We start from the raw sequence: 16,718 nt of genomic DNA, 5'->3' as shown, positions 1-16,718 counted from the left end.
TTAAGGGGTACGATCGGTCGATCGTACCCACACGCTCACCGCGAGAAACAGCAGCGCCATTCCCCATGCGGCAGTAATCAAAAACTGCTCACCGTAAAAGCGCGTCACCACGGGTACCAGCAGCGCGCTGGCCCCGTAGCCCAGCGTATGGCTGGTGGCGATCACCCCTGCGCCTTTGCCCGTCGTCAGCCGATCGTTGAGCAAAAGCTGGTATCCCGGCGTTGCCATGGCGGCCCCCAGCGAAGTGATGACAATGCCCACGTAGAACAGGGCTAAACTGGCGAGAGACATCAGCCCAAGACCCGCCACCATCAGCACTGCGGCAATTAAGAGTAAAACTCTCGGGGTAAAATGCTGCGGGCGTACCACCAGAAACTGCGCCGCCAGGGTCGCCAGGGCGGCCAGACTCAGCAATAGCGCGACATGATGGCTGATTTGCACGACATCGCCATTGAATAACGGATGAAGATGCGGCGATAAGCCAAGCTGCATCAGGCTGACCAGCGCTGCCAGCAGCAGCGCCAGCACCAGGAAAGGCAGCATGGAGGCCTGTAACCGCGTCGACTGGTGCGCCACCGGCGGCAGCGGGGGATCGGCGGCTTCGCGCAGCACCAGCAGCAGCGCGATCAACGGCGCCAGCGCCATCAGCCAGAGCGGTGCGACCGGGCTGACGCCGAGCATCAGCGCGGCAAGAGGCGGTCCCAGCAGACGCCCGCAGCTCAGGCCAGAGCTTATCGTCGCCAGCGCCGCCATCCTTTTATCCAGCCCCGCGCGTTGAATGGCCCACGTCTGGGCCGCAGGCACCAGCCCTGATACCGTCAGGCCGTACAGCATGCGCGACAGAACCAGGCCCGCCATTCCCCAGAGGGCATTCAGCGCGCCGTTCGCCATCGCCCAGACTACCAGCGCCATCACGACGAAGCTCGCCAGGTAGCCGCCCAGCGAGGCCAGCATAACGATCTTACAGCCGTGCCGCTCGCTCTGGCGTCCCCACCAGGGCGATGCGGGTAAAAAGAGCATCGAGCCGAACATCAACAGCCCGGCCCAGACGGAGAGCGACAATCCGGTCAGGGAGACCAGCTGCGGCAGCATGACCAGCAAACCGTTTTGTCCAATACCTAATAAACCGGCGCCCAGTGCCAGGGGCCAGTTAGCTTTGGGGGCCACAACGTCAGTGAGATTCTCGGTACGGGTGCGCATAAAATTGTGAAGATAATGTCAATAAATGTGTGGAAATTATGAAGTTTATGAAAACAAATATTGCAAAAATAGTTGCCACTGTAAACAGAATGAATATCATAACGAGAATTATTATCAGTCATGGAATGAGGTACAACTATGCGTACTCTGCCCCGCTCCGCCGGTACAGATGTTGCGGCCCAGTGTTTTTTGAACGCGCTGCTGCGCGAAACGAAGGACTGGCACTATCTTCCCGCAACCCGTGCGGATGAGTTATCACTGATTCATATCCCGCTCTCCCCAACCCAGGCCATTCGGGTTCCGGTACGCTATTTCTCCCCCACACAGCATCACCAGTATCTTTTCCCGGCAACGCTGATTCAGGCCGACAGCGACGGCGGTGACACGGTCACATTCCATCAACTGATTGATTTAATTATTGAAAAAGAGACGGTTAAAGGCGCTCTGGATGCCGATACGCTGGCTCGCTTTAAGCAGCGCGTCCTGGAAAGCCATACACACACCTGGCAGGCCATTGATTTACGCCACAACTGGGCAAACCTGCGCGATAAGCCGCTGACCTTTGCCGAAGCGGAACAGGCGCTGCTGGTCGGCCATGCTTTTCATCCTGCCCCAAAGTCGCACGAGCCGTTTAACGAGGCCGAGGCGCGTCGCTATCTGCCGGATTTCGCCTCCCGCTTCCCGCTGCGCTGGTTTGCGGTTGAGCATGAGCTGATTACCGGCGACAGCCTGAATGTCTCCCTGCGGGAACGTCTGCTGCGCTTTGCAGCGCAGAGCGCGCCGGCTCTTCTCGGTCACTTCACCGACACCTGCTGGCTACTGCCGATGCACCCGTGGCAGGCCGACTATCTGCTGGAGCAGGACTGGTGCCAGCGTCTTGTAGAAAAAGGCGCCCTGCGCGATCTGGGCGAAGCCGGTGCGCCATGGCTACCCACCAGCTCTTCCCGCTCGCTGTACAGTGAAACCAACAGCGACATGATTAAATTCTCCCTGAGCGTGCGCCTGACCAACTCCGTGCGCACGCTGTCGGTGAAAGAGGTTAAGCGCGGCATGCGCCTGGCGCGGCTGGCGAAAACGGCACGCTGGCAGGAACTTCAGGCGCGCTACCCGACCATGCGCGTGATGCAGGAGGACGGCTGGGCGGGGCTGCGCGATGAGCACGGCGTCATTCAGGAAGAGAGCCTGATGGCCCTGCGCGTCAATCTGCTGTTCGATACCCCTGAAACGCAAACCAACGTGCTGGTGAGCCTGACCCAGGCCGCGCCGGACGGCGGCGACAGCCTGCTCGCCGCGGCGGTGCGTCGTCTGAGCCAGCGTCTGGACTTACCCCTCGCCCAGGCCGCGCGCTGCTGGCTGGATGCCTACTGCGACCGCGTATTGCTTCCGCTGTTCAGCGCCGAGGCGGACTACGGTCTGGTCCTGCTGGCGCACCAGCAAAATATCCTCGTTGAGATGCAGCAGGATTTCCCCGTTGGGCTGATCTACCGTGACTGCCAGGGCAGCGCCTGGACCGAAGGGGCCGACGCGTGGCTGAATGAGGCAGGTGAAACCGAAGTTGAAAACCGCTTCGGTGAGAGCCAGCTGCTGCGCTACTTCCCTTATTACCTGCTGCTGAACTCTACCCTTGCCGTCACCGCCGCGCTCGCCGCTGCCGGTTTCGACAGCGAAGAGAACCTGATGTCCCGCGTGCGTGACGCGCTGGCCGAACTGCGCACGACGGCGAAGCAGACCCGCTGCCTTGATTATGTGCTCGACAGCCCGACCTGGAACTGCAAAGGCAACTTCTTCTGCTACCTGCACGATCGCAACGAAAACACCATCGTCGATCCGGCGGTGATCTATTTCGACTTTAGCAACCCGTTTTATAAGGAGAAGGCGTGATGGCAAACGCGAATATCGTCCATTCCGGCTACGGCTTTCGCTGCACGGTCACGGAACAAAACCTGCCGCTGACGCTGGGTCTCGACGGCTGCGCGGTGCTGGAGCGGCTGACCGGGCTCCCGGACGGCTGGCTGGTGGACGCCCTCGACCAGCTGTTTGTTGCCGCGCCCGCCCTGACCGGCATTACCCTGCCGTGGGCAGCCTGGCAGGATGAACCTCAGGCGCAGGCGCTGTTTAGCCTCGTTCACGGAGATTATCTGGCGCGTGAAATTTTCTGGCAGCTGCCGCTGTGGCTGAAAGGCGAGCGTCCGCAGGCGAGCGGCGGAATGCAGTTTGATGAAAGCCGTCAGCTGTACTTCCCGCTGCGCCCTCACCGCCCGCAGGGCGAGGTGTATCGCCGTTACGATCCGCAGATTAAGCGCACCCTGAGCTTCCGCGTGGCGGACGTGGCGCTGGACGGCGAGCGTTTTACCCGCTGGATGAACACCCCACGCGTGAACGCTTTCTGGGAGATGGCCGGCCCGCAGGCCGAGCAGGAGAACTACCTGCGTCGCCAGCTCGACTCGACCTATTGCTATCCGGTGATCGGCTGCTTTGACGATCAGCCATTCGGCTATTTTGAACTCTACTGGGCGGCGGAAGACCGCATTGGCCGCCACTATCGCTGGCAGCCCTTTGACCGCGGGCTGCATATGCTGGTGGGCGAAGAGAACTGGCGCGGAGCGCAGTATATCCGCAGCTGGCTGCGCGGCCTGAGCCACTATCTGTATCTCGATGAACCGCGCACGGCGCGCATTGTGACGGAACCGCGCTTCGACAACCAGCGTCTGTTCCGCCATCTGGCGTCCGCCGGTTTCGACACGGTGAAAGAGTTCGACTTCCCGCACAAACGCTCCCGTCTCATCATGAGCGAGCGTCATCGCTTCTTCCACGAGGTGGAACTGTGAACGCGCTCTGGCAGAAAGTGAACCGCGAGATGGTGGCGAAGATCCTCGCCGAACTGGAATATGAACGCACCCTGCGCGCCGAGCCGGATTCGGCGGACTACTGGCGCATCAGTATGGGCAACGCGTGCTGGCAGTTTCGCGCCACGCGTGGGATCTGGGGCTGGCTGCATATTGACCCTGATACCCTGACCACCACCAGCGGCGCGGCGGTCGAAGCGGAAAACGCGCTGCTGCAACTGGCCACCGTACTGGAGATGAGCGACGCGCAAACGGCGGAGCACATGGAAGATCTCTACGCCACGCTGCGGGGCGACATGCAGCTGTTGCAGGCGCGTGAAACGCTGGATGCCGATGCGCTGATCCACCTTGACCCGGACGAGCTACAGTGCCTGATGCGCGGTCACCCGAAGTTTATTTTCAATAAGGGACGCCGCGGCTGGGGGCTGGATGCCCTGCGCCTGTACGCGCCGGAATATCGCGGGCGTTTTCGCCTGCACTGGGTCGCCGTGCAGCGCGATCGTCTGGTCTGGAGCAGCGACGCCGATTGCGATATTAACGCCCTGCTCTCCAGCGCCATGGACGATGCCGAGCGCGAGCGGTTCGACGCCCGCTGGCAGGAGCTGGATCTGGATGATAGCTGGCTGCCGGTGCCGCTGCACCCGTGGCAGTGGCAGCAAAAAATTGCCATTCATTTCCTGGCGCAGCTCGCACGCGGTGAAATGGTGGAGCTGGGTGAGTTCGGCGATGAGTATCTGGCGCAGCAGTCCCTGCGCACGCTGACCAACGCCAGCCGTCGCGCGCCGTATGACATCAAGCTGCCGCTGACCATCTACAACACCTCCTGCTATCGCGGTATTCCGGGCAAGTATATTGCCGCCGGTCCGCTGGCCTCGCGCTGGCTACAGCAGCAGTTTGCCAGCGATGCCACGCTGATTCGCTCCGGGGCGCAGGTGCTTGGCGAACCCGCTGCCGGATATCTGTCGCATCCGGGTTATGCCGCATTGCCTGAGGCGCCGTACCGCTATCAGGAGATGCTGGGGGTGATCTGGCGCGAGAACCCATCCTGCTATTTACAGGATGGTGAACAGGCGGTGCTGATGGCGGCGCTGATGGAAACCGATAATCAGGGGCGCCCGCTGATTGACGCATGGATCAAACGCTCGGGGTTAACCGCTGACGCATGGCTGGAAAAGCTGTTTGAGGCGACGGTGATCCCCTTCTATCACCTGCTCTGTCGCTACGGGGTGGCGCTCATCGCCCACGGCCAGAACGTCACGCTGGTGATGAAAGATTACGTTCCGCAGCGCATTTTGCTGAAGGATTTCCAGGGCGATATGCGCCTGGTGGATGAAGATTTCCCGCAGGCGCAGAGCCTGCCGGAGCAGGTAAAAGCGGTGACGGCGCGCCTCAGCGCGGATTACATCATCCACGACCTGCAAACCGGCAACTTTGTCACGGTGCTGCGCTTTATATCCCGCCTCACCCTGCAATGCGGCGTGAATGAAACCCGCTTCTATCAGATCCTGGCGCTGGTGTTACATCGTTATATGGCCGCCCATCCGGATCTTGCGGCGCGCTTCGCGAAGTTCGACCTGTTTAAGCCGCAGATTATTCGCGTGATCCTCAACCCGGTCAAACTGACCTTCTCTGAACACGACGGCGGCAGCCGCATGCTGCCGAACTACGTCTGCGATCTTGATAACCCTCTTTTTCTGGTCTCCCGGGAGTCAGCGCAATGAAAACCTATGATTTCATCGGCATTGGTATCGGTCCGTTCAACCTCAGTATTGCCGCGCTGGCGGAGGGGCTGGACGGTTTTAGCTCGCTGTTTCTTGAACGCAAGCCGCACTTCTCCTGGCACCCGGGGATGATGGTGCCGGACTGCCATATGCAGACCAGCTTCCTGAAGGATCTGGTCAGCGCCGTAGAGCCAACCAACCGCCACAGCTTCCTGAACTACCTGGTACAGCGCAAAAAGTTCTACCGTTTCCTCACCACCGAGCAGCGAACCGTGTCGCGCGAGGAGTTTGCCGACTACCTGTGCTGGGCGGCGGATAACCTCACCAACCTGGCCTTCAGCCAGCAGGTACAGCAGGTCAGCTTTGATGAGCAAAACGGCCTGTTTGAGATCGTGACCCAGCGGGATCGCTTCCTGGCGCGGCACGTCTGCGTGGGGATTGGGAAGCAGATCAATCTGCCAGACTGCGTCACCGCGCAGGACGATACCTGCTTCCACGCCAGCGAAATGATGCTGCGCACGCCGGATTTAGCGGGCAAGCGCGTCACCGTCGTCGGCGGCGGCCAGAGCGGTGCGGATCTGTTCCTGAATATCTTCCGTGGGGAATGGGGCCAGCCGCTGAGCCTCAACTGGGTGTCGCGCCGCAACAACTACAACGCGCTGGATGAAGCCGCGTTTGCTAACGAGTATTTCACGCCAGAGTATGTGGACAGCTTCTCGACCCTCGGTGACGACGCCCGACGTCAGATGTTGCAGGAGCAGAAAATGACCTCCGACGGGATCACCACCGAGTCCCTGCTGGCGATTTACCGCGCCATGTACCACCGTTTCGAAGTGCTGCGTGAAAAACCCTGGGCGCACCTGATGCCGTCCCGCTCGGTGACGGCGCTGACGCGCCAGGAAACCGGACCTCGCCTCAGCATCCAGCATCACCTGGACGGCGGGCGCGAACAGCTTGAAAGCGACGTGGTGATTTTCGCCACCGGCTACCGCGCCGTACAGCCTGCTTTTCTCGCCCCGCTCTCTTCCCGACTGCGTCTGGATGAGGATGAAGCCTTCTGCATCAACAACGATTTTACCCTTGAATGGGACGGCCCGCAGAGCAACCGCCTGTTTGCCGTGAATGCCGGGATGCACCGTCTCGGTATTGCCGAACCCCAGCTCAGCCTGATGGCCTGGCGCGCGGCGCGAATTTTGAATCGCGCTCACGATGACGAGCCGTTTGAGCTGGCAACCACCCCCGGCGTGATCCACTGGCGGAGCACCACCAGCCCGGAGAGCAGCCAGGTTATTAAATCATTAATAAAGACCACCGAGTACTGACACACACATTCAGGATCAACATAACAATGAAACGTTCTCATCTTTGGGTTTTAAATCCGTGCTTGCTTGCCATGCTTTCTACCTCTGCGTGGGCGGAAGAACAAAAGGAAGAAGATATTGTGGTCTCCGCCAGCCGGGCACATCGCAGCGTGGCAGAGATGGCGCAAACCACCTGGGTTATTGAGCGGGCGGAAATTGAGCAGCAGGTTCAGGGCGGGAAAGAGATTAAAGACGTTCTGGCCCAGCTGATCCCCGGCATGGACGTCAGCAGCCAGGGACGTACCAACTACGGCATGAACCTGCGCGGTCGCTCCATGATGGTGATGGTGGACGGCGTACGTCTGAACTCGTCCCGCAGCGACAGCCGCCAGCTCGACTCTATCGATCCGTTCAACATTGACCGCATCGAAGTGATCTCCGGCGCCACCTCGCTGTACGGCGGCGGCAGTACCGGCGGGCTGGTGAACATCGTCACCAAAAAAGGCCAGCCGGAGACCGAAGTGGAGTTCCAGACCGGGGCAAAAAGCGGGTTTAACAGCCATAACGACCATGATGAGAACGTCTCCGCAGCCGTGAGCGGCGGCAATGACAACGCCTCTGGTCGTCTGTCGGTCTCCTATCAGCGCTACGGCGGCTGGTATGACGGCAACGGCGACGAGGTGATTATCGATAACACCCAGACCGGCTTGCAGTATTCCGACCGTATCGACGTGATGGGGACAGGCACCATCAACATCGACGATCATCAGCAGCTCCAGTTAACCACGCAGTACTACAAGAGCGAATCTGACGGCAAGCACGGCCTGTTCCTTGGGGAGAATTTCGCTGCGGTCACGGGCGATGCCAAAGCCTATAACAAAGACAACCTGAACTCTGACCGTATCCCGGGCACAGAGCGTCACCTGATCAACCTGCAATACTCGAACACCGATTTCTGGGGTCAGGATCTGGTTGCGCAGATTTACTACCGTGACGAGAGCCTGACCTACTACCCGTTCCCGACGCTGAGCAAAGGCGCGGTGACCAGCATTGGCGCGTCCCAGCAGAAAACCGATTTTTACGGCGGCAAGCTGACGCTGAACAGCAAGCCGATGGACGACCTGACCCTCACCTGGGGCGTGGATGCCGACCATGAAACGTTCGATGCCAACCAGCAGTTCTTCGACTTAAGCAAAGCGGCGGCGAGCGGCGGCATGGAGCTGGACAATGCCTACAACGTGGGCCGTTATCCGGGTTACAGCATTACCAACCTCGCGCCGTTCCTGCAAGCCAGCTATGACATTGACGCCATCACCCTGAGCGGCGGCGTGCGTTATCAGTACACCGAAAACAAGGTGGACGATTTTGTCGGTTACGCCCAGCAGCAGGCAATCGCCACGGGCAAAGCCACCTCCGCTGACGCGGTGCCGGGCGGGAAAACCGACTACAACAACTTCCTGTTTAACGCCGGGATCCTTGGACGTCTGACCGAACAGCAACAGCTGTGGTTTAACTTCTCCCAGGGCTTCGAGATCCCGGACCTGGCGAAGTACTACGGCTCCGGCACCTATCAGCTGGTCGATGGTCACTATCGTCTGCAAAACAGCGTCAATGTGAACGACTCAACGCTGGACGGGATTAAGGTCAATGCTTACGAGCTCGGCTGGCGCTTCACCGGCGATAACCTGCGTACTCAGGTGGCGGCATACTACTCGCTCTCGGATAAAACCATCACCATCAACAAGAGCGACATGACCATCAACCTGGAGGACGACAAACGTCGTATCTATGGGGTTGAAGGCCAGGTGGATTATTTCTTCACCGACAGCGACTGGAGCACCGGGGCGAACTTTAACGCCATCAAGTCCGAAACGCGTGAAAACGGTAAATGGGAGAAGCTGACGGTCGACAGCGCCAGCCCGTCTAAAGCCAGCGCATGGGTCAACTGGGCGCCGGGCGACTGGACGCTACGCGTGCAGAGCACACAAACCTTTGACGTGTCTGACGCCGACGGTAAGAAGATTGATGGCTATAACACCGTTGATTTCCTGGGTAGCTACGCCCTGCCGGTGGGCAAAGTCAGCTTCAGCGTGGAGAACCTGCTGGACAAAGACTACACCACCGCCTGGGGCCAGCGCGCACCGGGGCTGTATAGCCCAACCTACGGCGCACCGGGTCTTTATACTTATAAAGGCCGTGGACGTACGTTTGGTCTGAACTACTCCGTTCTGTTCTGATCCTGCGCGCCGCCTGTCTGCGGGCGGCGCGATTTGCTGTGCAATTTGAAAGCAAATTTGCTATTAAATCATCGGTTTGCTGAAATTGTCGACAAACGAACAAAAACGGTGTTTTCCCCTTTGACAAGGCGCACGCAGGTCGATAATATGCGCCTCGTTCACACGATTCCTCTGTAGTTCAGTCGGTAGAACGGCGGACTGTTAATCCGTATGTCACTGGTTCGAGTCCAGTCAGAGGAGCCAAATTTGAAAAGCCTGCTTTTAAAGCAGGCTTTTTGCTTTTGTGGGTTCGGTAAATTTGCCGGGTGGCGGCTGCGCCTTACCCGGCCTACTGATTAGCGACTAAATCTGATAATCAATCGCCACCTCTTCCGGCTCCATCACCTGGCGTTTGATCTCATCCACCGACAGGCCCGCGTTGCATAGCTCAATAAAACGCCACACGTAGTTACGCTGAAGCTGCCCGCGCTTTAGCCCCAGCCAGACGGTATTCGCATCGAACAGGTGACGCGTATCCAGACGCACCAGATTTCCGGCCTCATATTCTCCGCCAGACTGCTCGGCCACCAGGCCAATCCCCAGCCCTAACTCGACGTAGGTTTTGATCACGTCGGAATCCTGCGCGCTCAGCACCACGTCCGGCGTGAGCCCTTTACGCTTGAACGCTTCATCAATGCGCGAGCGCCCGGTAATGCCCTGCCGGTAGGTAATCAGCGGCCATTTGACGATCTCTTCCAGCGTCAACGGCGAAACCTGATTCAGCGGGTGATCGGCGGGTAACAGCAGGCTGTGGTGCCAGCGGAACCACGGGAACGCCACCAGCAGCGGGTCGTTGCTCAGCCGTTCACTGGCGATACCGATATCGGCTCCGCCGTTATGCAGCAGCACTTCGATTTCCTGCGGCGTGCCCTGGATCAGTTCGAGACGTACGTCCGGGAAGATCTCACGAAATGCTTTGATAACCGTCGGAAGACTGTAGCGCGCCTGTGTATGGGTGGTGGCGATAGTCAGCACACCGGAAGCGTCGTTGGTAAAGAGATCCGCCAGCCGGCGAACGTTGCTGGCCTCGTTGAGAATGCGCTCAGCGATGGTCAGTAATGCCTTGCCTGGCTCGGTCATACCCAGCAGGCGCTTGCCGCGACGGATAAAAATCTCAATGCCTAACTCCTCCTCCAGCTCGCGGATATGCCGGCTGACGCCCGACTGAGAGGTGTAAAGCATATTGGCGACTTCGGTCAGGTTGTAATCCCGCCTGGCCGCCTCACGAATAATTTTAAGTTGCTGGAAATTCACAATTCACTCCGGCGCATCTGACATAAGGCTATTGTTAGAGTCAGCCGGGCTGGAGAACAAATAATAAAAACCAGCATCTTATGCTTATTTGGAATATCAGCTGACCAGTTGCAGCTCGCGATTTTCCAGCGACGGCTTACTGACCAGAGACATCAGGATCTCTTTCACCGCCTGCGCCTGCGGTGACAGGGAGCCGCGCGCGGACATATTTAACGACAGCGGTAAGCTCATGGATGGCGTGGTGATACGGGCCATCCAGCCGTTTGCCGCGCTACACAGTGAACGTGCGGCAGACTCGGGCAGAACCGTTACACCCATGCCGCTGGCAATGGCGGCAGTCAGCGTGGAGATGGAGTCAATCTCGCCGATGATCTTCGCCGTCAGACGGCGCAGCGAGAACGCTTCGTCAACGCGCACGCGCACGGCACTGTAGTCGCGCGGCAGAAACAGGTTCATCTCTGCCACAGCGGTTAAATCAATGCTCTGGCCAGGGCAATCACGGGTACCGACCAGATAAAGATCTTCCTTCAGCAGCGGCTGGCTGGTGATCCCGGCAACCGGGGAGCGATCGTACAGCACCGCCATATCCAGCTGACCGTTGAGCAGTTTGTCATTGAGCACGGAACCACTGTTCTCATGCAGATAAACCAGCACTTCCGGTAGCTCTGCGCGCACCGCCTGAAGCAGCGGCATGGTTACCGACGATGCGGCCGTTCCCGGCGCCAGCCCGATGGAGACATGGCCACTCAGGGTCTGACCCACATTGTGCACGGCCAGCTGCGCCTGTTCACACTGACGCAGGATCGTGCGGGCATGGGTATATAAAATTTTTCCCGCTTCGGTAGGCGTTACGCCGCGCTTGGTGCGGATCAACAGTTGCTGGTCCATTTCGCCTTCCAGAGTCGCGACCTGCTGGCTCAGCGCAGGCTGCGCGATATGCAGCACTTCAGCCGCCTGGGTCAGGCTGCCGATATCGACGATTTTTACGAAGTATTTCAGTCGTCTTAAGTTCATGTTGCCCCCTGTTCGAAAATAGCGTGCCGGTAACGGCTGTGTTGTTAAACAGGTTTTGCAATATGGATGCCAGTTTTTTGCAGCGGGTGTATGTCTCTGCTAAGCGGCTGAAAATAAGGAAAGCCAATCACTGATGCCTGTTTTGAGATGGGGACAACGGTTTCCGATCTGCCCCATTCGGGGTATATCTGCACAATAATGGTGCATTCCGTTGGCAAAAACGTCACTTTGCTGGTTTTGTCAGCAAACAGTCTAAAGTGGGCGATCCATCCTTTGACAAGGCGTACGGAGGTCGATAATATGCGCCCCGTTCACACGATTCCTCTGTAGTTCAGTCGGTAGAACGGCGGACTGTTAATCCGTATGTCACTGGTTCGAGTCCAGTCAGAGGAGCCAAATTTGAAAAGCCTGCTTTTAAAGCAGGCTTTTTGCTTTTCTGCGTTCGGTAAGTTTGTCGGGTGGCGCTCCGCTTACCCGACCTACGGTACTCAAGGCCCGGCAAGCGAAGCGCTACCAGTCATAGCAAGCTTCACCGGCATCCCCGACCGCCGTTCCAGTTCAGCGCCCGCCCCTTCACTTATCAGCTGCGTCCTTTGTGCGGCTGAAATGGGCAGCGGCACCTTATTTGTCGATTCAAATTCCGCGCGATTGCGTGAAAGCGGCTCGTGAACCTCTACCCAACGGCTACCGTCCGGCTCCGTGGTCACTTTTACGGGCTGATCGATAAGCTGTACCCGCGTCCCCACCGAAACGTTATCGAACAGGTATTTGATATCGTTATTACGCAGGCGAATGCAGCCCTGGCTGACGCGCAGACCAATGCCGAAATTTGAGTTAGTACCGTGGATCGCGTACAGCCTGCCGATATAAAGGGCATACAGCCCCATCGGGTTATCCGGCCCGGCGGGAACGAACGCGGGCAACGTTTTCCCTTCCTTCGCGTAAGCGCGTCGCGTATTTGGCGTGGGTGACCAGGTTGGGCCTTCCTGTTTGCGCTCAACGGCGGTTACCCAGTTACGCGGCGTTTCGCGCCCGGCCTGACCGATGCCAATAGGCAGCACCTCAACCGTGTTGCTGCCGGGTGGATAATAGTAAAGTCGCATTTCCGCGACGTTCACCACAATTCCCTCGCGCACCGTTGGCGGCAGAATAAGCTGCTGGGGTACCACCAGCTGTGTTCCGGCTCGCGGTAAAAACGGATCCACCCCCGGGTTGGCTTCCAGCATATTGCTCAACCCCTGTCCGTGCTGCGCTGCAAACGCTTCGAGCGGCAGAGTATTGCCCTCAGGCACGGTGATGGTGATCGGCGCCCCCACCAGGCGGCTGCCCTCCGGAGGGAGGGGGTAGGTTACAGCAGATGCAGCGGGAACCAGAATACCAAGCGTAAAAACGAACGAGGCAAATCGAATCATAGTGTTCTGTACTCAGTCAAAGAGAAAGCCTGCCGGTGGGCAGGCTTAGCCTGCTCATTCAGTCATCTTTTCGTCGTGCGCCATCTCCGGGTAAGGACTTTTTCTGCTTCAACAATCATGAACATCGCAAACCCAATCAGGAAGGTAATGATCCAGTAGCGGAACGGTAGCGCTTCGGTACCGAACAGTATTTGCATGAACGGCGCATAGATGATCAGAAGCTGAAGGGCCAGAAGTACGCCGCTCACGATCCATATCCCCTTATTAGCCAGCAGACCTTTACTCAGGGAGAAGCCGTCGGTGACGCGGCAGTTGAGCATGTAAAACCACTGGGCGGTGACCAGCGTTTGCAGCAACACGGTGCGGATGAACTCCGGCGAGTAGCCGCGAGGTTGCAGCCAGGCCTCCAGCACAAAGGCGCTGATGGCAATCATCAGGCCGACAAACACCACTCGCCAGATGGCATAACCGTCCATCACATGCAGGTTAGACTTACGCGGCGGCCGGTTCATGATGTCCTTCTCACCCGCTTCAAACGCCAGGCCAAACGACAGCGTTGCCGAGGTTGCCATGTTCATCCACAGGATCAGTACCGGCGTTAACGGGATCAGGTTCCCCGCCAGCAGGGCAATAATGATCAGCAGGGCCTGGGCGATGTTGCTCGGGATAACGAACAAAATGGTCTTTTTCAGGTTGTCGTAGACCCGACGCCCTTCATGGACCGCCCGGGCAATGGTGGCAAAGTTATCATCCGTTAACACCATATCGGCGGCTTCTTTGGTGACTTCAGTACCTTTGATCCCCATCGCGATGCCGACATCCGCCCGCTTCAGCGCAGGCGCATCGTTCACCCCGTCCCCGGTCATTCCGACCACTTCCTGCTTACTTTGCAGCGCCTGCACCAGGCGGAATTTATCTTCCGGGCTGGTTCGGGCAAAGATATCGTATTTTTGCGCCGCCTCGCTCAGCTGGTGGTCGTCCATCGCTTCCAGCTCGCGCCCGGTAATGGCGCTCGCCGCGTTGCCAATACCCAGCATCTGTCCAATGCTCATCGCCGTTTGTGGATGATCCCCGGTAATCATTTTCACGCGAATGCCCGCCTGCAAGCAGTCGGCAATGGCCGAAATGGCTTCCGGGCGCGGGGGATCCATCATGCCCGCAATGCCGAGCAGTATGACCCCCTCTTGCAGATCCGCATGCGTCAGCTCGCGCTGCCCGCTGGCGGCCGGTTTCCAGGCCGCAGCCACCATGCGCAATCCCTCGCGCGCATACTCTTCAATCTTCTCTTCCCAATAGTGCAGGTTGAACGGCTCCAGCCCGTTTTGGGTCTGCTGGTGCTGGCAAAGACGGAAAAGGACGTCCGGCGCACCGGTGATTAACATCACCTCTTCGTCGCCCAGGCGATAAAGGGTGGACATGTATTTATATTGCGAATCGAATGGGATTTTACTGCGCAATTCGGCGTCAATTGTCGGAAGCGGGATTTTGGCCGCCAGCACCTTCAGCGCGCCTTCGGTTGGCCCGCCGGTGATTTTCCACAGCCCCTGCTCATCTTTGATCAGCTGGCTGTCATTACAGAGATCGACGGTGCGCAGATAGCGCTCAAGCACAGACCCCTGGGTCACGGTGACCGGTGTTGGATCGTCAACAGGGTGAATAGCGCCCACCGGTTCGTAACTGTCTCCCTCGACGCGGTAGGTGGTGTCCGCGGTAATCACCGCTTTTACCGTCATCTCATTCATGGTCAGGGTGCCGGTTTTATCCGAGCAGATAACCGTCATCGCCCCCAGCGTTTCCACGGTAGGCAGCTTGCGAATAATCGCCTTGCGACGCGCCATCGCCTGCACGCCCAGCGAGAGGATGATCGAGATAATGGCCGGTAATCCTTCCGGCACCGCCGCCACCGCAAGGCTAATCAGCGACAGCACCAGCTCTGAAACGGGCATATCGCGGAAGATGAGGCTGAAAACGAACAGCGCCAGCATCATCACCAGAATGGTGATAAAAATGGTCTTGCCGAGCTTGTCCATTTGCACCATCAACGGGGTACGGTGTTTTTCAATGTCTGACATCATCTGGTTGATATGGCCGAGTTCGGTCTCCCCACCGGTTGCCACCACCAGCCCTTTTCCCCCGCCGGAGCTGACGGTGGTGCCCGAATACAGCAGATTGTAACGGTCACCTAACGGGAGTTCGCCGCTGAGCACATCGCTGCTTTTCTCCACTACCGTGGATTCGCCGGTGAGAATAGCTTCTTCCACCCGCAGGTTGTGCGCCTCTATCACGCGAAGATCGGCAGGAATGCGATCCCCGGCGCGTATCACGACGATATCTCCGGGCACCAGCGCTGTCGTCGGGATAGTTTCATGGTTGCCCTGCCGGATGACCACAGCCTCGCTGGAGAGCATATTACGAATGCTTTGCAGCGATTTCTCCGCATTGCTCTCCTGAATATGGCCAATCAGGGCGTTAATGATAGCCACCCCAAGAATGACAAACATATCCACCCAGTGTCCCATTATCAGCTTCAGCAGCGCCGCCGCCAGAAGGACGTAAATAAGGACATCGTTGAAATGGGCCAGAAAGCGCAGCCAGCCGGGTTTACCCGTTTTTTGCGGTAAGGCGTTTTCGCCGTATTTTTCCAGCCTGGCGGTCGCTTCTGTACTGCTGAGTCCGTCGAGGCTGGATTGGATATTTGTCAGGGTTTCATCAACGGTCTGTTGATAATACGGGCGGTGAGGCTTTTCTGTTATCATCGTTCCTTCCTCGGGTTCTTTTCAGAAATCACCTTGCTTTCATGTCATTAACGAATAACGAAAACAGGAACATGCGCATAACGAACGATACTCGCCGCCTCTGACCCTAATAAATGGGTTTGAATATTGGGATTACGCGATCCCACAATAATCGCACCGACGTTAAGTTCATCCGCCAGTTTGATTACCTCATCACGTATATTCCCGCTGCGAACATGCAGATGGACATTTGCTTCCGGCAGGTTGATTTTTTTTACCAGCGCAGCCAGTTTTTCTTTAGCATTATTAATCATATATTCATCCATCTTTCTCGCGTCTGCAATAAAACCGCGGGTCAGTTCCGCCGAGAACTTTGGCATAACGTACAGCAGATGGACATTACCCGATGCGCTTTGCGCCAGGAATTGGGCATGCTGTAGCGCTTTATCAGACAACGCTGTTTCGTATACATCCACCGGCACCAGAATCGTTTTATACATATCAAGCATCCTTTTTATAACCAACACAACAGTGAGTGAATCAGGAGAGATCGCATCAACCCCATGGGTACAGGCGTGAATGCCTTTTACGGAAAAAAGGAATGGATGCTATTAAACGTAGCACAGGAATATCAGGATGTTATTCAAAGGGGATACGCTATCGTAACGCTTGTATAGCCTGAGTATGTCACGCCACTAATAATGGTTATTTAACATTTATTTATTCACCGACTATGCTCATAGTCAGGCATGCAATACGTTCATTCTCTTTATCCCGCGCCACCTTCAACCTCATGGAGGAATGCATGTACGGTTTAAGCCTGATTCGCCTTGGTTTGTTTATTGCGCTCGCCATTATCGCCAGCACAGCAATCGGTTTATTTACCTATGTGGTCGTCTCGGCCCTGGCAGAATAGCGCCACCCCAGCATTGATGACGAAATAAATAAAACAATTATTA

The 16,718-nt window shown here is 57.6% G+C and carries 11 protein-coding genes and 2 tRNA genes; 7 read left to right on the top strand and 6 right to left on the bottom strand.

What is annotated here, in order from left to right:
• Positions 1-1,200, bottom strand: coding sequence for an MFS transporter (locus AM329_RS03165; protein WP_032609612.1), 1,200 nt, complete (start codon positions 1,198-1,200; stop codon positions 1-3).
• A gap of 138 nt (positions 1,201-1,338) precedes the next feature.
• Here AM329_RS03165 and AM329_RS03160 point away from each other — a divergent pair, with 138 nt between their 5' ends.
• From AM329_RS03160 to AM329_RS03135, 6 genes are all read left to right on the top strand, one after another.
• Entirely contained in the window at positions 1,339-3,081 is a 1,743-nt protein-coding gene (locus AM329_RS03160; protein ID WP_003859537.1) for an IucA/IucC family siderophore biosynthesis protein, read from the top strand.
• The gene (locus AM329_RS03155; protein WP_032609614.1) at positions 3,081-4,028 is read left to right on the top strand and encodes a GNAT family N-acetyltransferase; all 948 of its coding nucleotides are present in this window, start codon (positions 3,081-3,083) and stop codon (positions 4,026-4,028) included. The genes AM329_RS03160 and AM329_RS03155 overlap by 1 nt, the downstream gene beginning before the upstream one ends.
• Positions 4,025-5,767 carry an IucA/IucC family siderophore biosynthesis protein gene (gene iucC / locus AM329_RS03150; protein WP_032609616.1) on the top strand — a complete coding sequence of 581 codons (1,743 nt, stop codon included), beginning with the start codon at positions 4,025-4,027 and terminating at the stop codon, positions 5,765-5,767. Before AM329_RS03155 ends, iucC begins: the two co-directional genes overlap by 4 nt.
• Positions 5,764-7,089 carry a lysine N(6)-hydroxylase/L-ornithine N(5)-oxygenase family protein gene (locus AM329_RS03145; protein WP_023314433.1) on the top strand — a complete coding sequence of 442 codons (1,326 nt, stop codon included), beginning with the start codon at positions 5,764-5,766 and terminating at the stop codon, positions 7,087-7,089. Before iucC ends, AM329_RS03145 begins: the two co-directional genes overlap by 4 nt.
• 26 nt (positions 7,090-7,115) lie before the next feature.
• A complete protein-coding gene (locus AM329_RS03140; protein WP_023324924.1) occupies positions 7,116-9,305 on the top strand; it encodes a TonB-dependent siderophore receptor in 2,190 nt (729 codons plus the stop codon).
• Between the two features lie 167 nt (positions 9,306-9,472).
• Positions 9,473-9,548, top strand: a tRNA-Asn gene (locus tag AM329_RS03135).
• A 99-nt stretch (positions 9,549-9,647) separates the two neighbouring features.
• On the opposite strand, the gene cbl is transcribed toward AM329_RS03135, so the two are convergent.
• Together cbl and nac are read right to left on the bottom strand one after the other, a co-directional pair.
• Positions 9,648-10,598, bottom strand: a complete 951-nt coding sequence (gene cbl / locus AM329_RS03130; RefSeq protein ID WP_003859532.1) for an HTH-type transcriptional regulator Cbl — start codon at positions 10,596-10,598, stop codon at positions 9,648-9,650.
• 96 nt (positions 10,599-10,694) lie between these two features.
• Positions 10,695-11,612 (bottom strand): nitrogen assimilation transcriptional regulator NAC, encoded by a 918-nt coding sequence (gene nac, locus AM329_RS03125; protein ID WP_003859531.1) that lies wholly within the window; start codon positions 11,610-11,612, stop codon positions 10,695-10,697.
• Positions 11,613-11,932: 320 nt separating this feature from the next.
• Between nac and AM329_RS03120 the strand changes: the two genes are divergently transcribed.
• A tRNA-Asn gene (locus AM329_RS03120) sits at positions 11,933-12,008 on the top strand.
• A gap of 92 nt (positions 12,009-12,100) precedes the next feature.
• Here the strand turns inward: AM329_RS03120 and ldtA are convergent.
• The 3 genes from ldtA to AM329_RS03105 all read right to left on the bottom strand — a co-directional run bounded on the left by ldtA (position 12,101) and on the right by AM329_RS03105 (position 16,259).
• On the bottom strand, positions 12,101-13,024 hold the full coding sequence (gene ldtA, locus AM329_RS03115; RefSeq protein WP_003859528.1) for a L,D-transpeptidase: 924 nt from the start codon (positions 13,022-13,024) through the stop codon (positions 12,101-12,103).
• A 62-nt stretch (positions 13,025-13,086) separates the two neighbouring features.
• The gene (locus tag AM329_RS03110; RefSeq protein ID WP_032609618.1) at positions 13,087-15,780 is read right to left on the bottom strand and encodes a cation-transporting P-type ATPase; all 2,694 of its coding nucleotides are present in this window, start codon (positions 15,778-15,780) and stop codon (positions 13,087-13,089) included.
• Between the two features lie 47 nt (positions 15,781-15,827).
• On the bottom strand, positions 15,828-16,259 hold the full coding sequence (locus AM329_RS03105; protein WP_003859525.1) for a universal stress protein: 432 nt from the start codon (positions 16,257-16,259) through the stop codon (positions 15,828-15,830).
• Positions 16,260-16,718 lie beyond the last annotated feature (459 nt).

The sequence above is a fragment of the Enterobacter cloacae complex sp. AR_0002 genome (assembly GCF_001922365.1).
Lineage (GTDB): Bacteria > Pseudomonadota > Gammaproteobacteria > Enterobacterales > Enterobacteriaceae > Enterobacter > Enterobacter hormaechei_C.
The sequence above is the reverse complement of the archived record's forward strand: the minus strand, read 5'-3'. Positions and strand labels throughout refer to the sequence as shown.